The sequence below is a fragment of the Sorangium sp. So ce128 genome (assembly GCF_051525245.1).
Lineage (GTDB): Bacteria > Myxococcota_A > Polyangia > Polyangiales > Polyangiaceae > Sorangium > Sorangium cellulosum_B.
Genome location: NZ_CP150313.1, coordinates 2,890,991 through 2,909,360 on the forward strand (window position 1 = coordinate 2,890,991; position 18,370 = coordinate 2,909,360).

At 71.9% G+C, this 18,370-nt stretch carries 15 protein-coding genes; 7 read left to right on the forward strand and 8 right to left on the reverse strand.

Annotation, left to right across the window (positions count from 1 at the left end; translation table 11 throughout):
* Positions 1 to 3: 3 nt before the first annotated feature.
* Positions 4 to 1,164 (forward strand): DUF6599 family protein, encoded by a 1,161-nt coding sequence (locus WME82_RS11300; RefSeq protein ID WP_438042837.1) that lies wholly within the window; start codon positions 4 to 6, stop codon positions 1,162 to 1,164.
* A gap of 72 nt (positions 1,165 to 1,236) precedes the next feature.
* Here WME82_RS11300 and WME82_RS11305 read toward each other — a convergent pair whose 3' ends face one another.
* The 4 genes from WME82_RS11305 to WME82_RS11320 form a co-directional block, all read right to left on the reverse strand.
* On the reverse strand, positions 1,237 to 1,953 hold the full coding sequence (locus tag WME82_RS11305; protein ID WP_438042838.1) for a peptidylprolyl isomerase: 717 nt from the start codon (positions 1,951 to 1,953) through the stop codon (positions 1,237 to 1,239).
* A gap of 51 nt (positions 1,954 to 2,004) precedes the next feature.
* Entirely contained in the window at positions 2,005 to 2,853 is an 849-nt protein-coding gene (locus WME82_RS11310; protein ID WP_437745473.1) for a MaoC/PaaZ C-terminal domain-containing protein, read from the reverse strand.
* 129 nt (positions 2,854 to 2,982) lie between these two features.
* Positions 2,983 to 3,825: a hypothetical protein gene (locus tag WME82_RS11315; RefSeq protein WP_438042839.1), complete on the reverse strand. Its 843-nt coding sequence runs from the start codon at positions 3,823 to 3,825 to the stop codon at positions 2,983 to 2,985.
* Positions 3,826 to 3,835: 10 nt separating this feature from the next.
* Positions 3,836 to 6,172 (reverse strand): serine/threonine-protein kinase, encoded by a 2,337-nt coding sequence (locus tag WME82_RS11320; protein WP_438042840.1) that lies wholly within the window; start codon positions 6,170 to 6,172, stop codon positions 3,836 to 3,838.
* Positions 6,173 to 6,297: 125 nt separating this feature from the next.
* On the opposite strand from WME82_RS11320, the gene WME82_RS11325 reads away from it, so the two are divergent.
* Together WME82_RS11325 and scpB are read left to right on the forward strand one after the other, a co-directional pair.
* Positions 6,298 to 8,133 (forward strand): segregation/condensation protein A, encoded by a 1,836-nt coding sequence (locus WME82_RS11325; RefSeq protein ID WP_438042841.1) that lies wholly within the window; start codon positions 6,298 to 6,300, stop codon positions 8,131 to 8,133.
* Positions 8,134 to 8,812: 679 nt separating this feature from the next.
* Entirely contained in the window at positions 8,813 to 9,853 is a 1,041-nt protein-coding gene (scpB, locus tag WME82_RS11330) for an SMC-Scp complex subunit ScpB (protein ID WP_438044877.1), read from the forward strand.
* 42 nt (positions 9,854 to 9,895) lie between these two features.
* Here the strand turns inward: scpB and WME82_RS11335 are convergent, their stop codons facing one another.
* A complete protein-coding gene (locus WME82_RS11335) occupies positions 9,896 to 10,240 on the reverse strand; it encodes a helix-turn-helix domain-containing protein (protein ID WP_437745478.1) in 345 nt (114 codons plus the stop codon).
* Between the two features lie 78 nt (positions 10,241 to 10,318).
* On the opposite strand from WME82_RS11335, the gene WME82_RS11340 reads away from it, so the two are divergent.
* Entirely contained in the window at positions 10,319 to 11,923 is a 1,605-nt protein-coding gene (locus WME82_RS11340; RefSeq protein WP_438042842.1) for a lamin tail domain-containing protein, read from the forward strand.
* A 199-nt stretch (positions 11,924 to 12,122) separates the two neighbouring features.
* The gene (locus WME82_RS11345) at positions 12,123 to 12,752 is read left to right on the forward strand and encodes a helix-turn-helix domain-containing protein (protein WP_437299085.1); all 630 of its coding nucleotides are present in this window, start codon (positions 12,123 to 12,125) and stop codon (positions 12,750 to 12,752) included.
* A 240-nt stretch (positions 12,753 to 12,992) separates the two neighbouring features.
* Here the strand turns inward: WME82_RS11345 and WME82_RS11350 are convergent, their stop codons facing one another.
* Together WME82_RS11350 and WME82_RS11355 are read right to left on the reverse strand one after the other, a co-directional pair.
* Complete coding sequence (locus WME82_RS11350) at positions 12,993 to 14,375, reverse strand: TldD/PmbA family protein (protein ID WP_437745480.1); 1,383 nt, start codon at positions 14,373 to 14,375, stop codon at positions 12,993 to 12,995.
* Positions 14,376 to 14,465: 90 nt separating this feature from the next.
* On the reverse strand, positions 14,466 to 15,218 hold the full coding sequence (locus tag WME82_RS11355; RefSeq protein ID WP_438042843.1) for a hypothetical protein: 753 nt from the start codon (positions 15,216 to 15,218) through the stop codon (positions 14,466 to 14,468).
* Positions 15,219 to 15,383: 165 nt separating this feature from the next.
* Here WME82_RS11355 and larB point away from each other — a divergent pair, with 165 nt between their 5' ends.
* A complete protein-coding gene (larB, locus tag WME82_RS11360; RefSeq protein WP_438042844.1) occupies positions 15,384 to 16,136 on the forward strand; it encodes a nickel pincer cofactor biosynthesis protein LarB in 753 nt (250 codons plus the stop codon).
* Positions 16,137 to 16,203: 67 nt separating this feature from the next.
* Positions 16,204 to 17,562 (forward strand): nickel pincer cofactor biosynthesis protein LarC, encoded by a 1,359-nt coding sequence (gene larC, locus WME82_RS11365; protein ID WP_438042845.1) that lies wholly within the window; start codon positions 16,204 to 16,206, stop codon positions 17,560 to 17,562.
* Between the two features lie 73 nt (positions 17,563 to 17,635).
* On the opposite strand, the gene trxA is transcribed toward larC, so the two are convergent.
* Positions 17,636 to 18,277 (reverse strand): thioredoxin, encoded by a 642-nt coding sequence (gene trxA / locus WME82_RS11370; protein ID WP_437870510.1) that lies wholly within the window; start codon positions 18,275 to 18,277, stop codon positions 17,636 to 17,638.
* Positions 18,278 to 18,370 lie beyond the last annotated feature (93 nt).

The window sequence follows — 18,370 nt, forward strand, 5'->3', positions numbered from 1 at the left end:
AGCGTGTCAGCTGCGACCCGCGCGACTCGCGCGACGCGCGCGTGCCCCGGGAGGCCGTCGCGCTCCCGGGCGCGGAGCTGCGCGCTGCTCGCCGGCGCGCTCGTGGCCGCGCTGTCTTCGGGCTGCAGCAAGAAGGAAGAGCCCCTCGGCGCGCCGCCGCCGCCTCCGCCGGCCGCGAAGCCGGCCGCCTGCGCTGGCGGCGGAGGGACGATCAGCGACGCGGCGAGCGCGCCGTTCTTCCCGCGCACGACGGGCGGGTTCTGCCTCGACCCGAACGGCGGGGAGAAGACGTTCGGAGAATCGGCGCCCCTGCCGCTCGACAGCATCTGCGACATGTTCGACGGGGAGTGCGAGATCTACAAGGGATTCGGCGTGCGGCGGGTGGTCGAGGCGCGGTACGTGAGCGGCGAGGGCGGCTCCGCGACCGTCGACGTCCACCTCTCGAAATTCGGATCCACGGAGGGCGCTTACGGGATGTTCACGAAGCGCACCGTGGGCGACGGTGACCCCGCCGACGAGGCGACGCCCCGCGTGATCGAGGGGGGCGGCGCGGCCGCGATGGGGGTCGGGAACGCGTACCTCTGGCGCGGGCAGTACCTCGCCGAGATCACCTACAACGACGAGGCGCTGGCCGAGGCGGCGCTCAAGTCGTCGAGCGAGAAGGTCCTGCCCGGGCTCGTGAAGGAGATGGGCGCGAAGCTGCCCGGCGAGCCGTCGCTGCCGCCTGCCGCGGCGGCGCTGCCCAGGGACAACATGATCCAGCTCGGGATCCGCTACGAGACCAAGGACGTGCTCGGGGTGGATGGCGCTGGGCCCGGCGCGTTCGGCTACTACAAGGAGGTCGACAAGCGCTACCGGGTGGTCGCGGTCGTGCGCGACGACGTCGACCAGGCCAAGGACGTGGTGTCGACGCTGGCGAAGCTGCCGGGCGCGGCCAGGGAGAAGGGCATCGGCGACGGCTCGGTCCGCCTCATGAACAAGGACGGCGAGGGCTCCGCGACCGAGTGGATTTTCGCGCGCGCCGACAAGACCGTCTACGGCATCGGCGACGAGGCCCGCGTGCTCCGCAACGGCATGACGGCCGACGAGCACGCCAAGCTGACGCTGACCAAGGAAGAGAAGACGGCGAGGCTGAAGAAGCTCGTCAGCGCGCCGGCGCGCTGACCGCAGCGGGAGGGGTCGAGCCGCCCGGGGCTCGCGACGCTGCGGCGCCGCGGCCCCGGCGGCGCCGCGCGCTCACTGCGTGCGGAGGATGACGTGGTAGCCGAACGCCGTCTCGACGAGGTCGCTCACCTGGCCGACCTTGATCTTCTCGAGGCCCGCCTGGAACTCCGGGACCATCGCGCCCTTCGGGAACTTGCCGAGGTCCCCGCCGCGCTTGTCCGCCCCCGGCTCGTCCGAGTACGCCTTCACGACGTCCGCGAACTTGCTCGGATCGGCCTTGGCCTTCGTCATGGCCTCGGTCGCGCGGGCCTTGGCTTCGTCCTTCGTGCGCTCGATGGTCGGGGGCGCTCGGCGGCTCCCCTTGTACATGACGAGCAGGTGCTTCGCGCCGAACATCTCCCTCGGCGCCTGCGCCGACTGCGCCGGGCGGGGCGTGGGAGCGGGCGGCGGAGCGGCGGCGGTCGCGTGCTCGTGCTCGTCGGGCTCCGGGGCGACGGGGGCCGCGAGGCGGGCGAGCGGCGTCTTGTTGAACATGCCGAAGAAGCCGAGGAGCCCGATCAGCACGAGCGCGCTGAGCACGGCGTGCGGCGCCCACCAGTACGGATCTTCCGGCTCGGCGCCGTCGTCCTCTGCGTCGTCGTCGTCGTGCGCGTGGCCGTGGCCACGGCCGCGGACCGCGGTGGCCTTCGCCTCTTCCTCCTCGCCGTCGTCGTTGCCTTCGTCGGTCGACCCGGCCTCGTCGAGGTCCTCGTCGTCCTTGGCCCTGTCCTTCTCGGTCTTCTTGCTCATAACGCTTCCCTGATCCGGGCCTCGGCCCTTAGCACGCGACCGCGCCGGCCGTCAGCCGATCTCCGCCCACGCGCTCGTGAGCACCGGATCGGGGCGATCCTTGACAGAGGTGACCACCGCGACCTTGCCGCCGGCCAGCGCCCAGCCCCGCGTGATGAGGGTGTCGCCCGGCCACACCGGCTTGCGGAACTGCGCGCCGTACGCCCGCAGCCGGCTCGCGTCGCCGCCCGCCGCCTTCTGGATGATCGCGCGCGCCGCGAAGCCGTACGTGCAGAGGCCGTGCAGGATGGGGCCCTGCGTGAAGCTCGCCTTCGCAGCGACCTCCGGATCGGCGTGCAGCGGGTTCTCGTCGCCCGAGAGCCGGTAAAGCAGCGCCTGCTCGGGCGCCGTCGCCTGCTCGACGACCCAGTCGGGCTCGCGGTCCTTCGGCACGGGGGCCTCCGACTCGGCGTGCGGCGGGCGCGGCCCGCCGAAGCCACCGACGCCGCGCACGATGATCGACCACACCGTGTCGAAGAGCGGCTCGTCGTTGAGCGTGGTCTTCGTCTCGACGATCACCTGCGCGAACTTCTTGAGGTCGTAGATGGCCGCCAGCGTGGCGGTCGTGAACAGCGTCCCGCTCGTCGGGAGCGGGCGGTGCACCCGGAGCGTCTGCCCTCCGTGGACGATGAGCGCCAGCTCGGCCCCGGCCACCTCGAGCGCCTCGAACACGGTCCCCTGGGAGGGGATCACGCCGAACGTGGGGTAGACCTTCATGCCTCCCGGCGTGCCCTCGTACAGGTACTCGAGCTCCTCGCGCTTGGCGCCGATCCCGAGCGCGTAGGTGGCCAGGGTCTTCCAGTTGAAGGTGAACGCGCTGGGCTGGGTCGTGTAGCCGACCTTCGAGAGATTCAGCGGCATCGGGGGCTCCTCGCAGGATGGAAACGGCCGGGCAGGCGTACCGACCTGGCGATGTCGCGTCAACTGCCGCCCGCCGAGCGGAGCGCGGCGTCAGGGCGTGAGGCGCCGCAGGCGGCGCCTGGCGCGGCGTCAGAGCGCGAGGCGGTACGCGATCAGGACGCCGATGTTGAACATGTCGACGCGCTCGGAGAGCGAGGCGAGATCGCCGGTCGGGGAGACCTTGCGCTGCTCGGGGAGGAACCAGCTCGAGTAGCGGATGTGGCTCCCGACGCTCCAGTTGTCGGCGAAGGCCCAGTCGCCGCCGATCGCGAGCCCCGCGGCGACCCCTTCGGTGCCGATCGTCGCCGCCCTGGGCCCGACATACGCCGTGTCCGAGTACGGGTTGCGATCGGCCTCGACCGACCACGAGTCGTTGACGACGACGCCGCCGACCGTCACGCCGGCCCACCACTCCGAGCTGCGGATGCGGAGGGCGTAGTAGCGAAACAGCCCGTCGAGCATGAAGTAGCTGCGCGCGTGATCGCGCTCGAGGCCGCGCGCGCCGCGCGCGGCGTCGGAGGTCAGCGTCGCCGCCCAGAAGATGCCTGCGCCGAAGCCGATGTCGCGCCAGCGGTAGAGGTTGTGGATGCCGAGGGAGACGCTCGTCTCGCCCTGCTCGCAGGCGCCCGGAGACAGCGAAACGGGGCAGACGTCGGCGCCCGGGAGCGTCATCACGCCGCTGCTCACCTCCACCATGGTGTAGGGGAAACCGCGCTCGCGCGCGGCGACCGCGCGGCGGGCGGCCCTGCTCTCGTCGGCCCGGCCGGGGGCGGAGAGCAGGAGCGCGGCGAGCGCGGCGGCGCATGCGGCGCCGAGCGCGCGCGCGCTCGGCGATCGCGCGCTGCCACGCCCCGCCGGCGCTGCCCGGCCGCCCTGCCCGGCGCGGGCGTTGGCGGGCGCTTGCGACATCGGGTACCGGCCGGCTGGACTCACCTTCTCTGGATTATAACCAAGGACCCGTCGACGAGGGGAGCGGCGAGGCGGCGTCCGTGGGCAGCGGCGGCGGCGAGGGCGGGAGGACCGGCGCAGGTGCGGCGCTGGCCGGCGGCGAGGCGGCGCCTGTGCTGTCGGGCGAACCCGCGCCGCCCGGCGTCGGGGACGGGGCCGGCGCGCCCCGGGGGACGGGCGCCGGCGGCTGGCCCTGGGGAGCGCCGCGGACCTCGGCCGGCGCGGGGCGGCGCGGCGCAGGCCTGCGGTCGGCGCCTGCGGCCTGCGGCCCCGCGCTCTGCGGGGCGACCTGAGGGGGCGGCGCCGGGGCGGCGCCCGGCGGGCCGCCGGAGAGCTCGGCGACGAGGTGCTGGGCGGTGGTGAGCGCCGGCTGCAGCTCGAGCGCGAGCTTCGCCAGCCGGATGGCGCCGGCCCTGTCGCCGGCATATTTCCGCCCGAGGGCGTCGGCGACGATGCGCTCGGACGACTCGCGGCGGAGCTCGGCGAGGCGCGCGTCTCCTGGCCACCGCGCGAGCGCCTGCGAGACGATCTCCTTGACGTTCTCGCGGGGCGGCGTGTCCCAGGCGTGCCTGCCCATGCAGTCGCGCGCGCGCTCGATGTGTGCTTCGAGGGTGTCGCGCGCGGCCGGCCCCCCGAAGGCGCCGAGGTGCCGCCCGCCGAGGAACACGACGAACCCCACCGCGCTGGCGCACGCGAGCAGGGCGGTCGCGCGCGCGATCATCGCCCGACGGGGGAGCGGCCGCGCCGCGGACTCGACGCCTTGCATGGTCGACGGGACGGGCGCAGCGTCGCGCATGGGATCGATGCCGAGGCCGATCGCCGTGCGCGCGGGCTCGTCCGCCGCGCCGCCGTGGCGAGCGGCGCTCCACGATGCGCGCGCTCCGGCGTCGAGCCGCTCCACCGGTTCGGCGAACGCGCCGCCGAACCGCGCGCCGCTCGAAGGCCGCTCGGCCTGGGACGGCGCTGCGAGCGGCGTGGTCCAGGAGGGCGCCGAGCTCATCGAGCTGGACGAAGCGCGCTCGACGCCGCTGGAGGAGGAGCGCTCCTCCTCGCGGCGGCGCGACGCGGGGTCGCTCTCGCGGCGGTGCGACGCGGGGTCGCTGTAGCGCGCTGCCTCGCCCCCCGGGAGGCGGGGATCGAGGTCGCCGATGTGGGCGCTCTCGAGCGTCGGCGCGGCGATGCCGCCGATCTGGGCGGCGAGCGCGGGGGAGAGATCGAGCGATTTGGTGCGCGACTTCGAGGCCAGCTTCATGACCGCGCTGGCGCGCAGGAGCCCGGGCTGGGCGGCGATCTCATCGGGGTCGAGCCCGCTCGCCCGGACGGCGAGGGCGAGGTCGCGGCCGAGGGCGCGCGCGTCGGGGGCCCGGTCCGACGGCTTCTTGGCGAGGTTCTGCATCACGATCCGCGCGATGGGCTCGGGCACGTAGCTGGAGCGCGCGATGCTGCGCAGGTCCGCCGGCGGGGCGTGCGTGTGCTGGACCAGGAGCGCGACGGGCGAGTCGCCCTCGAACGGGGCGCGCCCCGCGAGGCACTGGTACAGCATCGTCGCGATGGAGTAGACGTCCGCCGGCGGACCGACCCGCTGTCCTTCGGCGCCTTCGGGCGAGATGTACTTGGCGGTGCCGAAGATGAGCCCCGCCTGGGTGGTCATCGCTTTGTCGGCCCAGTCGAGGCGGGCGATGCCGAAGTCGAGCACCTTCACGTAATCCGGGTCCTCGCCGCGGCGGACGAGCATGATGTTCTCGGGCTTGAGATCCCGGTGGACGATGCCCTGCGCGTGCGCCTCGCCGACCGCGTCGCACACCTGGAGGGCGATGTGGAGCGCCCTCGGGAGCGGCAGCGCCTCGCTCTCGCCGCCTGCCCCTGCCGCGGCGAGCGCGGAGAGCAGCGAGATGCCGTCGAGGTGCTCCATGACGAGGTAGAGCTCCCCGCCGATCCGGGGGTCGGCCGTGGGGGGCACGCTCCCGGTCATGAGGACCTGGACGACGTTCGGGTGGACGAGCCGGCTCGAGATCTTGGCCTCGCGGTGGAAGCGGCTCACGAGCTCGGCGTTGCTGCTGAGCTCGCGGTGGAGGATCTTCACGGCCACGTCGCGCTCGATCCCGGCCTGGAAAGCGCGGTAGACGCGGCCCATCGAGCCGATGCCGATGAGGTGGCGGGTCTGGATCTGCCCCCCGAGCGTGATGCCCACGTACGGGTCGCGCTCCGCGGCGCCGAACGTGGGGCTCTTGCGCGAGCTCGCGAGCGGGGTGCCGTCGCGCGGGCAGTAGAGAACGCCCGCGTCGTAGCGCTCGCCGCACGAGGGGCAGCTCTTCGCGGGGGACGGCTCCATCGACGGCGCTGATCCTAGCACCGCTCCCGCCATAAATTCTCGGACGCAGCGGCGTTTCGGCGCGCCGCGGCGCCCGAGGACGCTCGGACGTGGACCGACCGGCGCCTTGCGACTACGGTCGCGGCGTGAGCGGCTCCAAGGCGGGTGCAGCACGGGCGCGCAGCGGGAAAGGGCGCGGCAACGCGGGTGCCACCCCTGCGCCCGCCGCGCGCCAGGCCGCCGCCTCGCTGACCCGGGAGGCCGCCTCGCCGCCCCGGGAGGTCGCCTCGCCGGCGGCCGATGCAGGGCCGCGCGAGGGCGAGTACGTCGTCACGCTTCCCACGTTCGAGGGGCCGCTCGATCTGCTGCTGCACCTCATCCAGCAGCACGAGCTCGACATCCTCGACATCCCCGTGAGCTTCGTCACGGAAAAATACCTCGAGTACCTGAAGATCATGCGCTCGCTCTCGATCGACCTCGCGAGCGAATACCTCGTGATGGCGGCGACGCTGACGCACATCAAGTCGAAGATGCTCCTGCCGAGCGTGCCTGCGGGGCAGGACGACGACGGGATGCCGGGTGAGGAGGAGGATCCGCGGGAGGAGCTCGTCCGGCGGCTTTTGGAGTACCAGAAGTACAAGGTCGCCGCGGCCGACCTGGCCGAGCGCGGGACGCTCGGGCGCGACGTGTTCACGCGCGGCATGAGCGAGAGCGAGGTGCCGAAGGGCCCGGCTCCGTTCGCGCAGACGGCCATCTTCAGCCTGCTGGACGCGTTCGAGCGCGTGCTGAAGCGGACGAACGTCCAGATTGATCATGAGGTCGTCTTCGATCGCATCAGCATCACGGATCGCATCGTCGAGCTCACGGAGAAGCTCTCCGCGCGGCGCGCCATGCGGTTCGAGGATCTGCTGCTCGACAGCGTCTCGAAGGGGGGAGTGATCCCTCGCTTCGAGGTCGTCATCACGTTCCTGGCCGTGCTCGAGATGTGCAAGCTGAGGCTCATCCGGGTCCATCAGACGGACTCGCTGGCGCCCATTCACATCCAGCTCGCGGTAGCCGATGGCGCGCCGGTGACGGATGACGGATTCGAGGACGGCGCGCCGGTGGCGGAGCGGATCGAGACAGCGGGGAGCGAGGAGGCAGGAGTACCGCCTGCTGCCGCCGAGGGCGAGGTCGCGGAGGCCGTCGAGGTGGGGCGAAGCGAGCCGGCTGGGTCGGAGCTCGTCGAGCCGGCCGAGCAGGCGCGCGGAGAACTGTCGGAAGCGGAGCTCGCGGGGGCGCCTAGCGGCGCACCGGAGCGCCTGGAGCCGGTCGAGCTCCTGGAGCAGGTGGAGGACGTCAGCGTCGCGGAGGCAGAACCGGAGGCCGCTGAGGCAGCGGAGGCGTCGAGCAGCGAACTGGCGTGGTCGGAGCCGATCGAGCCTGTGGAGCAGGTGGAGGACGTCAGCATCGCGGAGGCAGAACCGGAGCCCGCGGAAGCAGCGGAGGCGTCGAGCAGCGAACCGGCGTGGCCGGAGCCGGCCGAGCCTGTGGAGCAGGTGGAGGACGTCAGTGTCGCGGAGGCAGAACCGGAGCCCGCGGAAGCAGCGGAGGCGTCGAGCAGCGAACCGGCGTGGTCGGAGCTGGTCGAGCCCGTGGAAGAGAGGAACGTCGAGGCGAGTGACGCGGACCTGGCGGAGCCCGTGGAGCCACCGACCGGCGAACCGACGGACCCGGAGCTGGCCGAGCCAGCTGAGGAATCGAGCGGCGCAGCATCGGGGACGGAGCTTCCTGGGACGGCGGAGGAGAGGAGCCGTGCGCACGACGTCGCCGGGGGCGAGCCTTTGGTGGACGCGATGGAGGCCGATGCCGGTCCGGCTCCGGAAGAGGCGGAGCGCGATGCGGTTGTGGGCCCGAACGCGCACTCGACCGCAGAGGACTTCGCAGCGCCGCCGACAGAGGTGGATGAAGTAGACGCAGGGAGTGGCCGTGACGGTGGCTGATGCCGCGACGAAGCGGCGGCGCATAGCGAAGACGACGACAGGACAGGGCGCCTCGGCGCGGCTGAGGGCAGCGGCGCACGCATGGCTCGGCGAAACGAAGAAGCCGAGAGGCGCGAAGAAGGAGCCGCGTGCACCGAAGACGGCAGGGCAGGGCACGCCGGCCAAGGCAGGCGCACAGGCCACGCCGGCGCGGCTGAGGGCGGCGGCGCACGTATGGCTCGGCGGAACGAAGAAGCCGAGGGGCGCGAAGAAGGAGCCGCGTGCACCGAAGACGGCAGGGCAGGGCACGCCGGCCAAGGCAGGCGCACAGACCACGCCGGCGCGGCTGAGGGCGGCGGCGCACGCATGGCTCGGCGGAACGAAGAAGCCGAGGGGCGCGAAGAAGGAGCCGCGTGCACCGAAGACGGCAGGGCAGGGCACGCCGGCCAAGGCGAGCGCGCAGACCACGCCCGCGCGGCTGAGGGCGGCTGCGCACGCATGGCTCGGCGGAACGAAGAAGCCGAGGGGCGCGAAGAAGGAGCCGCGCGCACCGAAAGGGACATGGCAAGATCCGGTCGCTCGCTTCCGCGCTGGCGCGTGGGACCAGCTCGGTCATCCGGCGCGCCGCGCCGACGTTCCTGTCCGGAGCGCAACCACGGCGCCCGGGCTCTCTGCCGTCGCGCGCAAGCACCTGAAGGGCGTGTTGGAAGCGCTCATCTTCGTGGCGGAGCGACCGGTGCCGGCCCGTGATCTCGCGCGTTCGGCGAACGCAGAGCACCGCGTCGTGCGAGAGTTGCTGGCCGAGCTCGTCGCGGAGTACGACGGACGAGGATTTCGTCTGGACGAGGTCGCCGGAGGGTACGTCTTTCGAACGAGCCCTGCATTTGCGCCCTTCGTTCGCGAGGTGACAGAGCAGAAGCCGGTCAAGATGTCTCGCGCCCAGACGGAGACGCTCGCGATCGTCGCGTACCGGCAACCGATCACGAGGCCCGAGATCGACGAGATCCGCGGTGTGGATTCCGGCGCGGCGCTCAAGTCGCTCCTGGAGCGTGACCTCGTGAGGATCCTGGGCAAGAAGGACGAGCCTGGGCGTCCGATGCTGTACGGCACGACGGCGCAGTTCCTCGAGTTCTTCGGCCTGAAGGCGCTCGGCGAGCTGCCCACCCTGCGCGAGTTCACCGAGCTGACCGAGGAGTCGCGCCGTGCCTATGAGCGTGAGCTCGGCGAAGAGCCGCCCGAGACGGGGGTGGTGACATCGGGACAGGAGAGCTTCGCCGGCGCGGAAGGATCGCTCCGGACGAGCGTCGCCAGTGCGGGCGAGAACCTATCGGAAGACGTCGGCGCGTCGTCTGCTGCGCCGCGGGAGGGAGAGATCGCGATGGAAGCAAGGGAAAACGAAGTGTTTGACGAGATCTCTGTCGTGGGAGCGGACGCAGCGCTTGGTGAGCCTGCTGAAAAGGACGCTTTCCAGCACGCCAACGACGTCGCGGAGGAACGGCGCGACGAGGATGACGAAGACGCCGAGGACGAAGACGACGAGGACGACGAGAACGACGAGGACGAGGACGAGGACGAGGAAGACGGGGACGAAGACGACGAGGACGAGGACGAGGAGGACGACGAAGACGAGGAGGACGACGAAGACGAGGATGAAGAAGACGACGAGGACGAAGATGATGAGGACGACGAAGATGATGAGGACGACGAAGATGATGAGGACGACGAAGAGGACGAGGACTGAACGTTCACCCTTGTCTGAACGTCCAGCGCGTCGCCCCGTCGCTCACGGCGGTGGAGCATCCGTCGGATCCGGATAGGCCTCGGCCAGCTTCGTTGCGGCGCTCCTCAGCTCGGGGTGGGCGAGGAGCTTGCGGAAGAGCCGCCAGAGCTCGGGATCGGCGAGCACCTGGAGCGGCGAGGTGGCGACCTGCCTCCTCTTCTTGCGGGGGATCGCCTCCGGACCTTTTCGTCGCAGCTCCTCCATCATTCCCACGAAGCGCTTCGTGGGAAAGAGATCTCCGTGCTCCCACGCGAGCACGGTCTCCTGCTCGATGCCCAGCGCTCCGGCGAGCTCGCGGGCCGTGCAGCCGAGCTCCTGTCGGAGCTTCTTGATGTCCTCGGGGGCCATGCGGGGCGAGGGTAGCGGCCTCGAAAAAAGAAAGCGACGTCGAGCAACCGGCAGCGAGCTCCTGCCGAACTCCGCGTCATGACCCATCGTTGCCCGATTCGCCCCTCGTGGACTCCCCGCGCGCTCCGCGCGCTGCCGCTCGCGCTCACGCCGCTCGTGGCCTCACCCCTGTCCTGCGCGCCGGAGCTCGTCGTTCCCCCACAACTCGATGAAGGCGGTGATGAAGAGGACGCCGAGGTCGCCGGCCCCGCAGATCCGGGCCCCGAGCTCCAGATCGAGCCCGCCGCGCCGCTGGACGCCGCGCCTCCGGTGCTGCGGGCGCGCGTGCTCCTCCCCGGCGCCGCTCTCGGGAGCGTCGACCCCGCCCGTGCGCTGCTCGTCCGCGGCAAGCTCAGCGCGGCGCACCTCCGGCAGATAGAGCGAGGCGAGCTGTCGACGGCGCTGTCGGAGCGCGTCGTCCCCTCGATCGCCTGGCTGAACGGGACTCCCCCTGACGACCTCTCCCTGACCGTGGCGCCGCTCGCCCCGCTCGCCCCCGGGGAGACCTACGCCATCGCGAGTGGCAGCCCTGTGTTCTCGCACCACATCCAGATCGCCACGGAGGGCTCGCCGCCCGTGCTCTCACGGCTCTGGCCGCCGCCTGACGCAGGCGCGACTTTCGGCCTGGGGGTGTGGTGCGGTGACGCTCCCCTCCCGGAGGTGATCGCCGCGGCGACGCTCGCGCCTGGCGGACCGGCGGGCGAGCTGCGCCGCGGCGCCGTCGACGACATCGGCGCGCGCTGCCTGCGCTTCGAAGGGGAGCCAACCGCCACGGCGCCGCCCGAGGCCGACGGCGTGCGCCTCGTGGGGCCTCCCGTCGCGCTCCCGGGCGAGCCGACAGCAGTGAGCCTCGATCCGCGTCCGTTCATGCTGGAATCAGATCCGCTTCCCGCCATCGCGGTGGCGTGCGCGGCGGACGAGCTCGCGCTCGGGCCGGGCTGTGCTCGGGTCGCCGACGATCGGATCCTCGTTCGTTCGGCGGATGCTCCGCTGCTCTGGGCGATCGCGGGCGTGGGGTTCGACGAAGTCCTCGCGCTACCGCCGGGCGAGCCGTTCGTCCTCGCTCCCCTGCCGCCCTTGAGCCCCGTGGAGCTCGCCATTGCGACCGTCGACAACGCCGGGGTCGTGGAGCGCCGGACGTTCTCGGCCATGACGCTCGCGCCCATGCCCCATGTGATCATCAACGAGGTGCTGGCGAACCCCGTCGGGCCAGAGCCAGGGCAGGAGTGGGTCGAGCTCTACAATGACGGTGACGTCCCTGCTGAGCTCACAGGGGTTGTACTCGCCGATGTGGGGGGTGAGACCGAATTGCCCCCTATTTCGTTCATGCCCGGCGCGTACGCTCTGGTCGTCAACGAGGACTACGTTTCTGATGATGAGCTCGACCCTCCGCCTCCTCCCGAGACGCTTCTTCTCCGCGTCCCCAAACTTGGCAGCCACGGGCTGTCGAACTCGGGAGAACCGCTCAAATTGAAGGATCGAGGAGGTGCTGTCTTGTCCAGGTCGCCCGCCGCGCCCGTGCCAAAGCCGGGAATGAGCCTGGCCCGCGTCGCTCCGCGCGCTCCAGACGGCTCGGCTGGCTCCTTCACGACCAGCTGGCCGACGCCCGGTCGCGTGAACATAATGAACCAGGAGATCCCCTGAAGGATGGGGAGTTTGCCTCCGCGCGGGGCGAACTCGCCATGGGGCTGAGAAAATTCGAGCAAAGCGGGTGACGGACCCGTCTATGAGAGCTAGGTTTCAATCGAGTAGACAGACGGGTGGGGGGGCCGCCACCTGAGGAGACGCTGCCGCGCTGTGAACGCGAGCTGTGCGGCAGGTGCCTTTCGCGTGGAGTTCGGCGATGGCTGGTGTTCGTGAAAAGCTGTTGACGGCATCGGACCTCGCAGCCTTGTGCGAGGTCGACTTGAAGACAATCCATAACTGGGTAGATCGGGGGAGGATTGCCCATTTCCGTACGCCGGGGAGACACTTGCGCTTCAAGGCTGCGGACGTGGCCGAGTTCCTCCGTGCATGGGGCTATTCGGTGCCCAGGGAGCTCGCCAAGGCGACCTCCAAGTCGATGATGGCCATCGGCACCAAGGATACGATGGCCCACGTGGCGCGAGCCCTCGGGGAAGGCGTGCCCATTCGGCACGCGAGCCACCCGTATGACGCGCTGATCTTCGCGGGGGCGGACCCCGCGGACGTGTACATCGTCGACGTGCGGGCGGTGTCCAGCGACGTGGACGTCCCCTCCCTCTTCGAGGCGCTCCACCGAGCGAACTCGCAGGGGACCTTCGTCGCCTTGTCGGATGAGCCGATCAGCCTGCCGTCGTTCGTCGGCCGGATCGGCCGGAGCGACGCGCAGCAGCTGAAGGGCTTCCTCGTGCCCGAAGCGGCCGCGCAGGCGGCGACGCCCCTCCAGGCGGCGAGCGGTCCGGCGTCGGAAGAGCCGCCGCGGAGCCTCGCCGCAGGCGGGTCTTCGCGCTGAGCCAGGGCCCCGGCCGTCCTACGCCCAGCAGAAGAGGCTGGGCTGGGACGGCCGGTCGCGCCCGAGGAGGCTCCGCCAGGAGCCGCAGCACTGCAGAGCGAACCGCTGAGGTCAGAACCCCTCCTGCAGCACAACCCGGGGCCGGTTGATGGGTCGCTCGCAACCCCGCTGTCGAGTCCGCTTCGGAGTCTCCTGAAGGAAGACGCGCCCGAGGAGCATGGCTCCTCGGACGGAGGCGCTTCAGCTTCCAGCGATGGTCATGGAGGAGACCCGGAACGTCGGTGAGCACGTCGACGTCCGGAGATCCAGATCATCCCCGACGGCGTCGATCCGTTGCAAGAGCTCGTCCAGGTTCAGTGAGATGGTTACCTCACTCACCGGATAGGCGAGCTCTCCATTCTCGATCCAGAAGCCGGACGCACCCCGGGAAAAGTCGCCGGTCACGGCGTTGAAGCCGAAGCCCATCATCTCGGTGACGTACAGCCCGCGCGGCGTGGAACGCACGATCTCCGCCGCCGGCGTGGAGGTGGGCTGGAGGAGGAAGTTCGACGTGGACGGCCCGACGCCGCCGCCGGCGCCGCGCGAGGCGCTGGCGGTCGGCGGGCGCTTGAGCTTCCGGCCGCTGTAGCTGTCGCAGAGGTAGGTCTTCAGGATGCCTTGCTCGACCACGACGTTGCGCCGGGCGAGGAGGCCCTCGCCGTCGAACGGGCGCGAGCCGGGCGCGCGCGGGATCAGCGGGTCGTCGACGACCGTGATGAGATCGCTGGCGATGCGTGTCCCCTCGCGGCCGACGAGGTAGCTCGACTTGCGCCAGATCGAGCTGCCCATGATGCAGGAGCCGAGCAACCCGAGCATCGACCGGGCGACGTCCGGGTCGAAGACGACGGGCGCCTCGCAGGTCGCCACCTTGCGGGCGCCGAGCTTGCGCAGCGTCCGGCGCGCCGCCTCGCGGCCCACGGCGTCCGGGGCGTCCAGGTCGGCGAGGTGGCGCCGGCCGGTGAAGTAGAAGCCGCGGCGCTTCTTGTCGCCGCTGTCGTCGGCGATCGGGGAGACCACGAGCTGCGCGTACGAGCCGGCGAAGCCGCCGCGGAAGCCGCCGGACAGGACGAGGGCGAAGGCGCCCGCGCTCCGCGAGAACGTCGCGCCCTCGCTGTTCGTGATCCGCGGGTCGGCGTCGCGCGCGGCCTGCTCGCCTCGGCGCGCGATGTCGATCGCCTGCGCGGCCGTGACCTCGCCTCCCGAGGGATCGTAGAGATCGAGCGCGGGGAACGGTCCCTTGGCGATGAGCTCCGGATCGGCGGGGCCGGCGAACGCGTCCTCCTGGGAGATGTCGGCGAGCTCGAGCGCGTCCGCCACGAAGCGATCGATGCCGCGGGGCGTGAGGTCGGACGTCGAGGTCAGCGCGACGCGCTGCTTCTTGATGATCCGCATGCCGAGGCCCTTGTGGACGGCCTCCTCGACGAGCTCGGGCTCGCCGAGGCGCACCTTGGTGGTGAGCTCGGAGCCGGAGCGGGCGATCGCCTCCGCGACGTCGGCGCCGCCCTTCCTGGCGCGCGTCACCACCTGCTCGGCGAGCTCCATGAGTTCCTCGACCTGCTGCTCCACGCGGGCTCGTTCGGACATGGGGCGACAGGGTGGTGGAGCGGGCTGGCTCCGTCAACGCGGTGGCGCGGTCGCCTCCCCGCGCGCATCCCCGCGCGCACGAGGGGCGTCTCAGCCCGGCCGGTTGGAGCGCCCGCCGCTGCCGACGCCGAGCCGCCGCTGAGGGCGTGTCGAGGCGGGCCGGGGCGGAACGACCTCGGCCGCTGGCTCACTCGGGACGGCGCGGGGGCGCGCGCCGGGGGAGGGCTCGGCCTTCGGCGCGCCGCCCGCGGGCTCGCGCCGGAGCAGGGCGCTCACGGTGACCGCGAAGCCGGCGGCCAGCATGGTGTACATCCAGAGGAGCGCATAACCGAGCGGACCGCCGGCGACCGGGTGGACGCCGAAGTCGCCCTCGACCTGCCGGTAGGTGCCGTCGAGCGCGAGCCGCCGGGACAGGGCCAGGACGGCGACCAAGGCGATCGACAGCGGAGCGCCGGCAAGGACGGCGAGCGCGTGGACCGCGCGCTGCGCGGTCCACCTGCCGCCAGCGCTCCCGGCGAAGCGATTCGCGGCCGCGAACCCGGCGGGCACCGAGGCGGCATTGACGAGGACGAGCACGAGGTCGACGGCGGACGGGATGCGGCGCGTGTCGACGAGGTACGCGAAGCTCCAGTCAGGGGCGAACACGAGGAAGTACGCGCAGACCGGCGCGAAGACGAGGCAGGCGAACAGGGAGACGAGCGCGAGCGGCCGAGCGCGCGCGCCCGGCGCAAGCCGAGGCTCCGACGCGCGCAGCGCGCCCAGGCGGTGAGGGGCTGCAGCGCTGAACCAGGCGAGCAGCGCACCGAGAGCAAAGCCGACGAGGGGAGCGACGAAGGCGGGCACGCGGCGCCGAAAGTAGTCCTGTCGCCCCCTCCTGAGCAAAGTGCCTGGACCTTTTCCTGACCAGGACGGCTCGAGCGGCCCACGCCAGGGTTCTTCCGGGCGCGGCTGGGCAGGCTGGGCGGAACGTTTGCTCTGGGAACGCCGCCGCGCTAAGCGGCTGCGCACATGGAGCCGCGCCTCGTCCGGGAAATGCTTGAGCGCGTTCGGACCGGCGAGCTTGCCGTCGAGGAGGCGCTCGATGCCCTCCGAGGGCTGCCTTTCCGGGACCTGGGCGTCGCGACCGTCGATCACCACCGCGCGCTCAGGCAGGGCGTCCCCGAGGTGATCTTCGGCGAAGGGAAGACACCCGAGCAGATCGCCCTGATCGCCGGGGAGATCTCGGGGGCGGGGCAGAACGTGCTCGTGACCCGGGTCGACGCCGCGAAGGGCGCGGCGGTCTCGGCCCTCTTGCCCGCGTTCCGTTATGTGCCCCTCGCGCGGACCGGCAGCATCGAGGTCGCGCCGCCGCCGAAGCGCGCCGCCGGGGCGGTCGCCGTCGTGACCGCGGGCACGAGCGATCTGCCGGTCGCCGAGGAGGCCATCGAGACGCTGCGCGCCGTGGGCCTCGAGGCGAAGCGGCTGTACGACGTGGGGGTCGCGGGGCTGCACCGCTTCCTCCATCGCGTCGAGGAGCTGCGCAAGGCGTCGGCCGTGATCGTGGTCGCGGGCATGGAAGGCGCGCTGCCGAGCGTGGTCGGCGGGCTCGTGGCGGCGCCGGTGATCGCGGTGCCGACGTCGGTCGGCTACGGCACTGCCCTGGGCGGCTTCACCGCGCTCTTCGCCATGCTCACGTCGTGCGCCTCCGGAGTCGCCGTGGTCAACATCGATAGCGGCTTCGGCGCGGCGATGGTGGTGCATCGCATGTTGCCGAAGGAGTAGCTCGGAACGAGCGCGACCGCGGGAGCGCCGCGCCGCGAAGGCGCCCGGGGAACGGAGAAGGCGAGAGATGGGACACGGGCACGATCACGACCACGCGCACGGAGACGAGCACCACCACGGGCACGCGCACGAGGGCCATCACGATCACGGGCACGCGCACGGGGGCCATCACGATCACGGGCACGCGCACGAGGGCCATCACGGGCACGCGCACGACCATCCGCGCGCGCCGCTCCTCGAGGAGGGCGCGGGCACGGGCAAGGTCCTGTTCTTCGACGCCTTCAGCGGGATCGCGGGCGACATGACCATCGCCGCGCTGCTCGATCTCGGGGTGCCCCTCCTCGTCATCGAGCGCGCCGTCGCCGCGCTGCCGCTCGATGGGTTCCACCTGCACCGCGGGCACGCCCATCGGAGCGGCATCGTGGCGACCTCGTTCGACGTGCACGTCGAGGCGCCGCAGCCGGAGCGCACCTACGGATCCATCGACGCCATGCTCGCCGCCGCGCCGCTCGATCCGCCCGTCGCCGCGCTGGCGCGCCGGATCTTCCGGCGCCTCGGCGAGGCGGAGGCCGCCGTGCACCGGATCCGCCTGGAAGACGTTCACTTCCACGAGGTCGGCGCCGTCGACGCGATCGTCGACATCGTGGGCTCCGCCGCCGCGATCGTGCACATCGGGGCGGAGGTCGTCGGATCGCCGCTGCCCATGGGGCGCGGGTTCGTGAAGGCGCGGCACGGGATCCTCCCGCTGCCGCCGCCCGCGGCGGTCGCGTGCCTCCGCGGCGTCCCGACCTACGGCGTCGAGCTCGACGCCGAGCTGGTCACGCCCACGGGCGCGGCCATCATCGCCACGCTGGCGACCCGGTTCGAGCGCTGGCCGACGTTCGCCCCCGATCGGATCGGCTTCGGCGCCGGTCAGCGCGAGCTGCCGGACCGCCCCAACCTGCTGCGGGTCGTGCTCGGGACGCGCACGGGTGGAGACGAGAGCCTCGGCAGCGCGTCGCACGTGATCGTCGAGGCGAACGTCGACGATCTGACGGGCGAGGTGGCAGGGCACGCGATCGAGGCGCTGTTCGCGGCGGGCGCGCTCGACGCCTGGGCGGCGCCGATCACCATGAAGAAAGGGCGCCCCGCCCTGACGATCGCGGCGCTCGCGGCCGCCCCCCAGGCCGACGCCGTCGCGACGGCGCTGCTCCGCGAGACGACCAGCATCGGGCTACGGAAGATCCCTGTCGCGCGCACCGAGCGGCCGCGGCGGATCACCACGGTGCAGACGGCGTACGGAGCCATCCGGGTGAAGATCAGCGAGGGGCCGTTCGGGCCGCCGCAGATCAAGCCGGAGTTCGACGATTGCGCCGCGGCGGCGAGGACGCACGGCGTGCCGGTGCGCGAGGTCGTCTCGGCGGCGCTGTCGGCCGCGAAGGGGTGACGCCGCGCCGCGCAGGGTGCTGCCGCGCGGCGCCGAGCTCGCCGAGCGGCGCAGCGTCACCCTGCGGCAGCGGTCAGTCGGGGCGCTGGATCGGGAGCGCCTCGGCCTCCCACGAGAGAAAGCCGCCCTCGAGGAACGCGACGGGCACGCCCTCCTCGGCGAGCTTCGCGGCGACGTCCTTCGACTTGTCGCCGGAGCGGCAATAGAGGACGGGCGCGCCGGCCAGCATGTGGAGCTCGGCGAGCCGGCCCTCGATCTCCTCGATCGGGATGTGCACCGCGCCCGGGATGTGGGCGCGGCCGTAGGCGGGACTCTCGCGCGTGTCCACGGGGACCACCTGGCCCTCCCGGATCAGCTGCGCCAGCTCGGCCGCCCGGATGGCGCCCTCGGCGCGCGGGAGGAACGGATCGAGCAGCTCGCGGAGCTGCTTCCGGTTGAGGACGCCCTGCTCGGCGGCCACCGGGCGGCCTCGATGAAAGACCATGAACGTCGGGACAGCCTGGATGCGCAGCGTGGTGGCGATGCGCTTCGACCGGTCGATGTCGACCTTGACCACCTTGGCCTTGCCTTCGAGCTCGCGCGCGATGGCGTCGACCTCCGGCGCGACCGTCTTGCACGGTCCGCACCAGGTGGCGGTGAAATCGATGAGCACGGGCAACTCGCTGCGGAGCACCTCGCGCTCGAACTCCTGCTCGTTGATCTCGGGAACGGCCATGGCGGGCGAATTCATAGCGGGCCTTTCCTGCGAGATCGAGCGGCGCGAGGGCTCCGCCGCCGAGATCGCGGAGATGAACGCGATTTCAGCGCA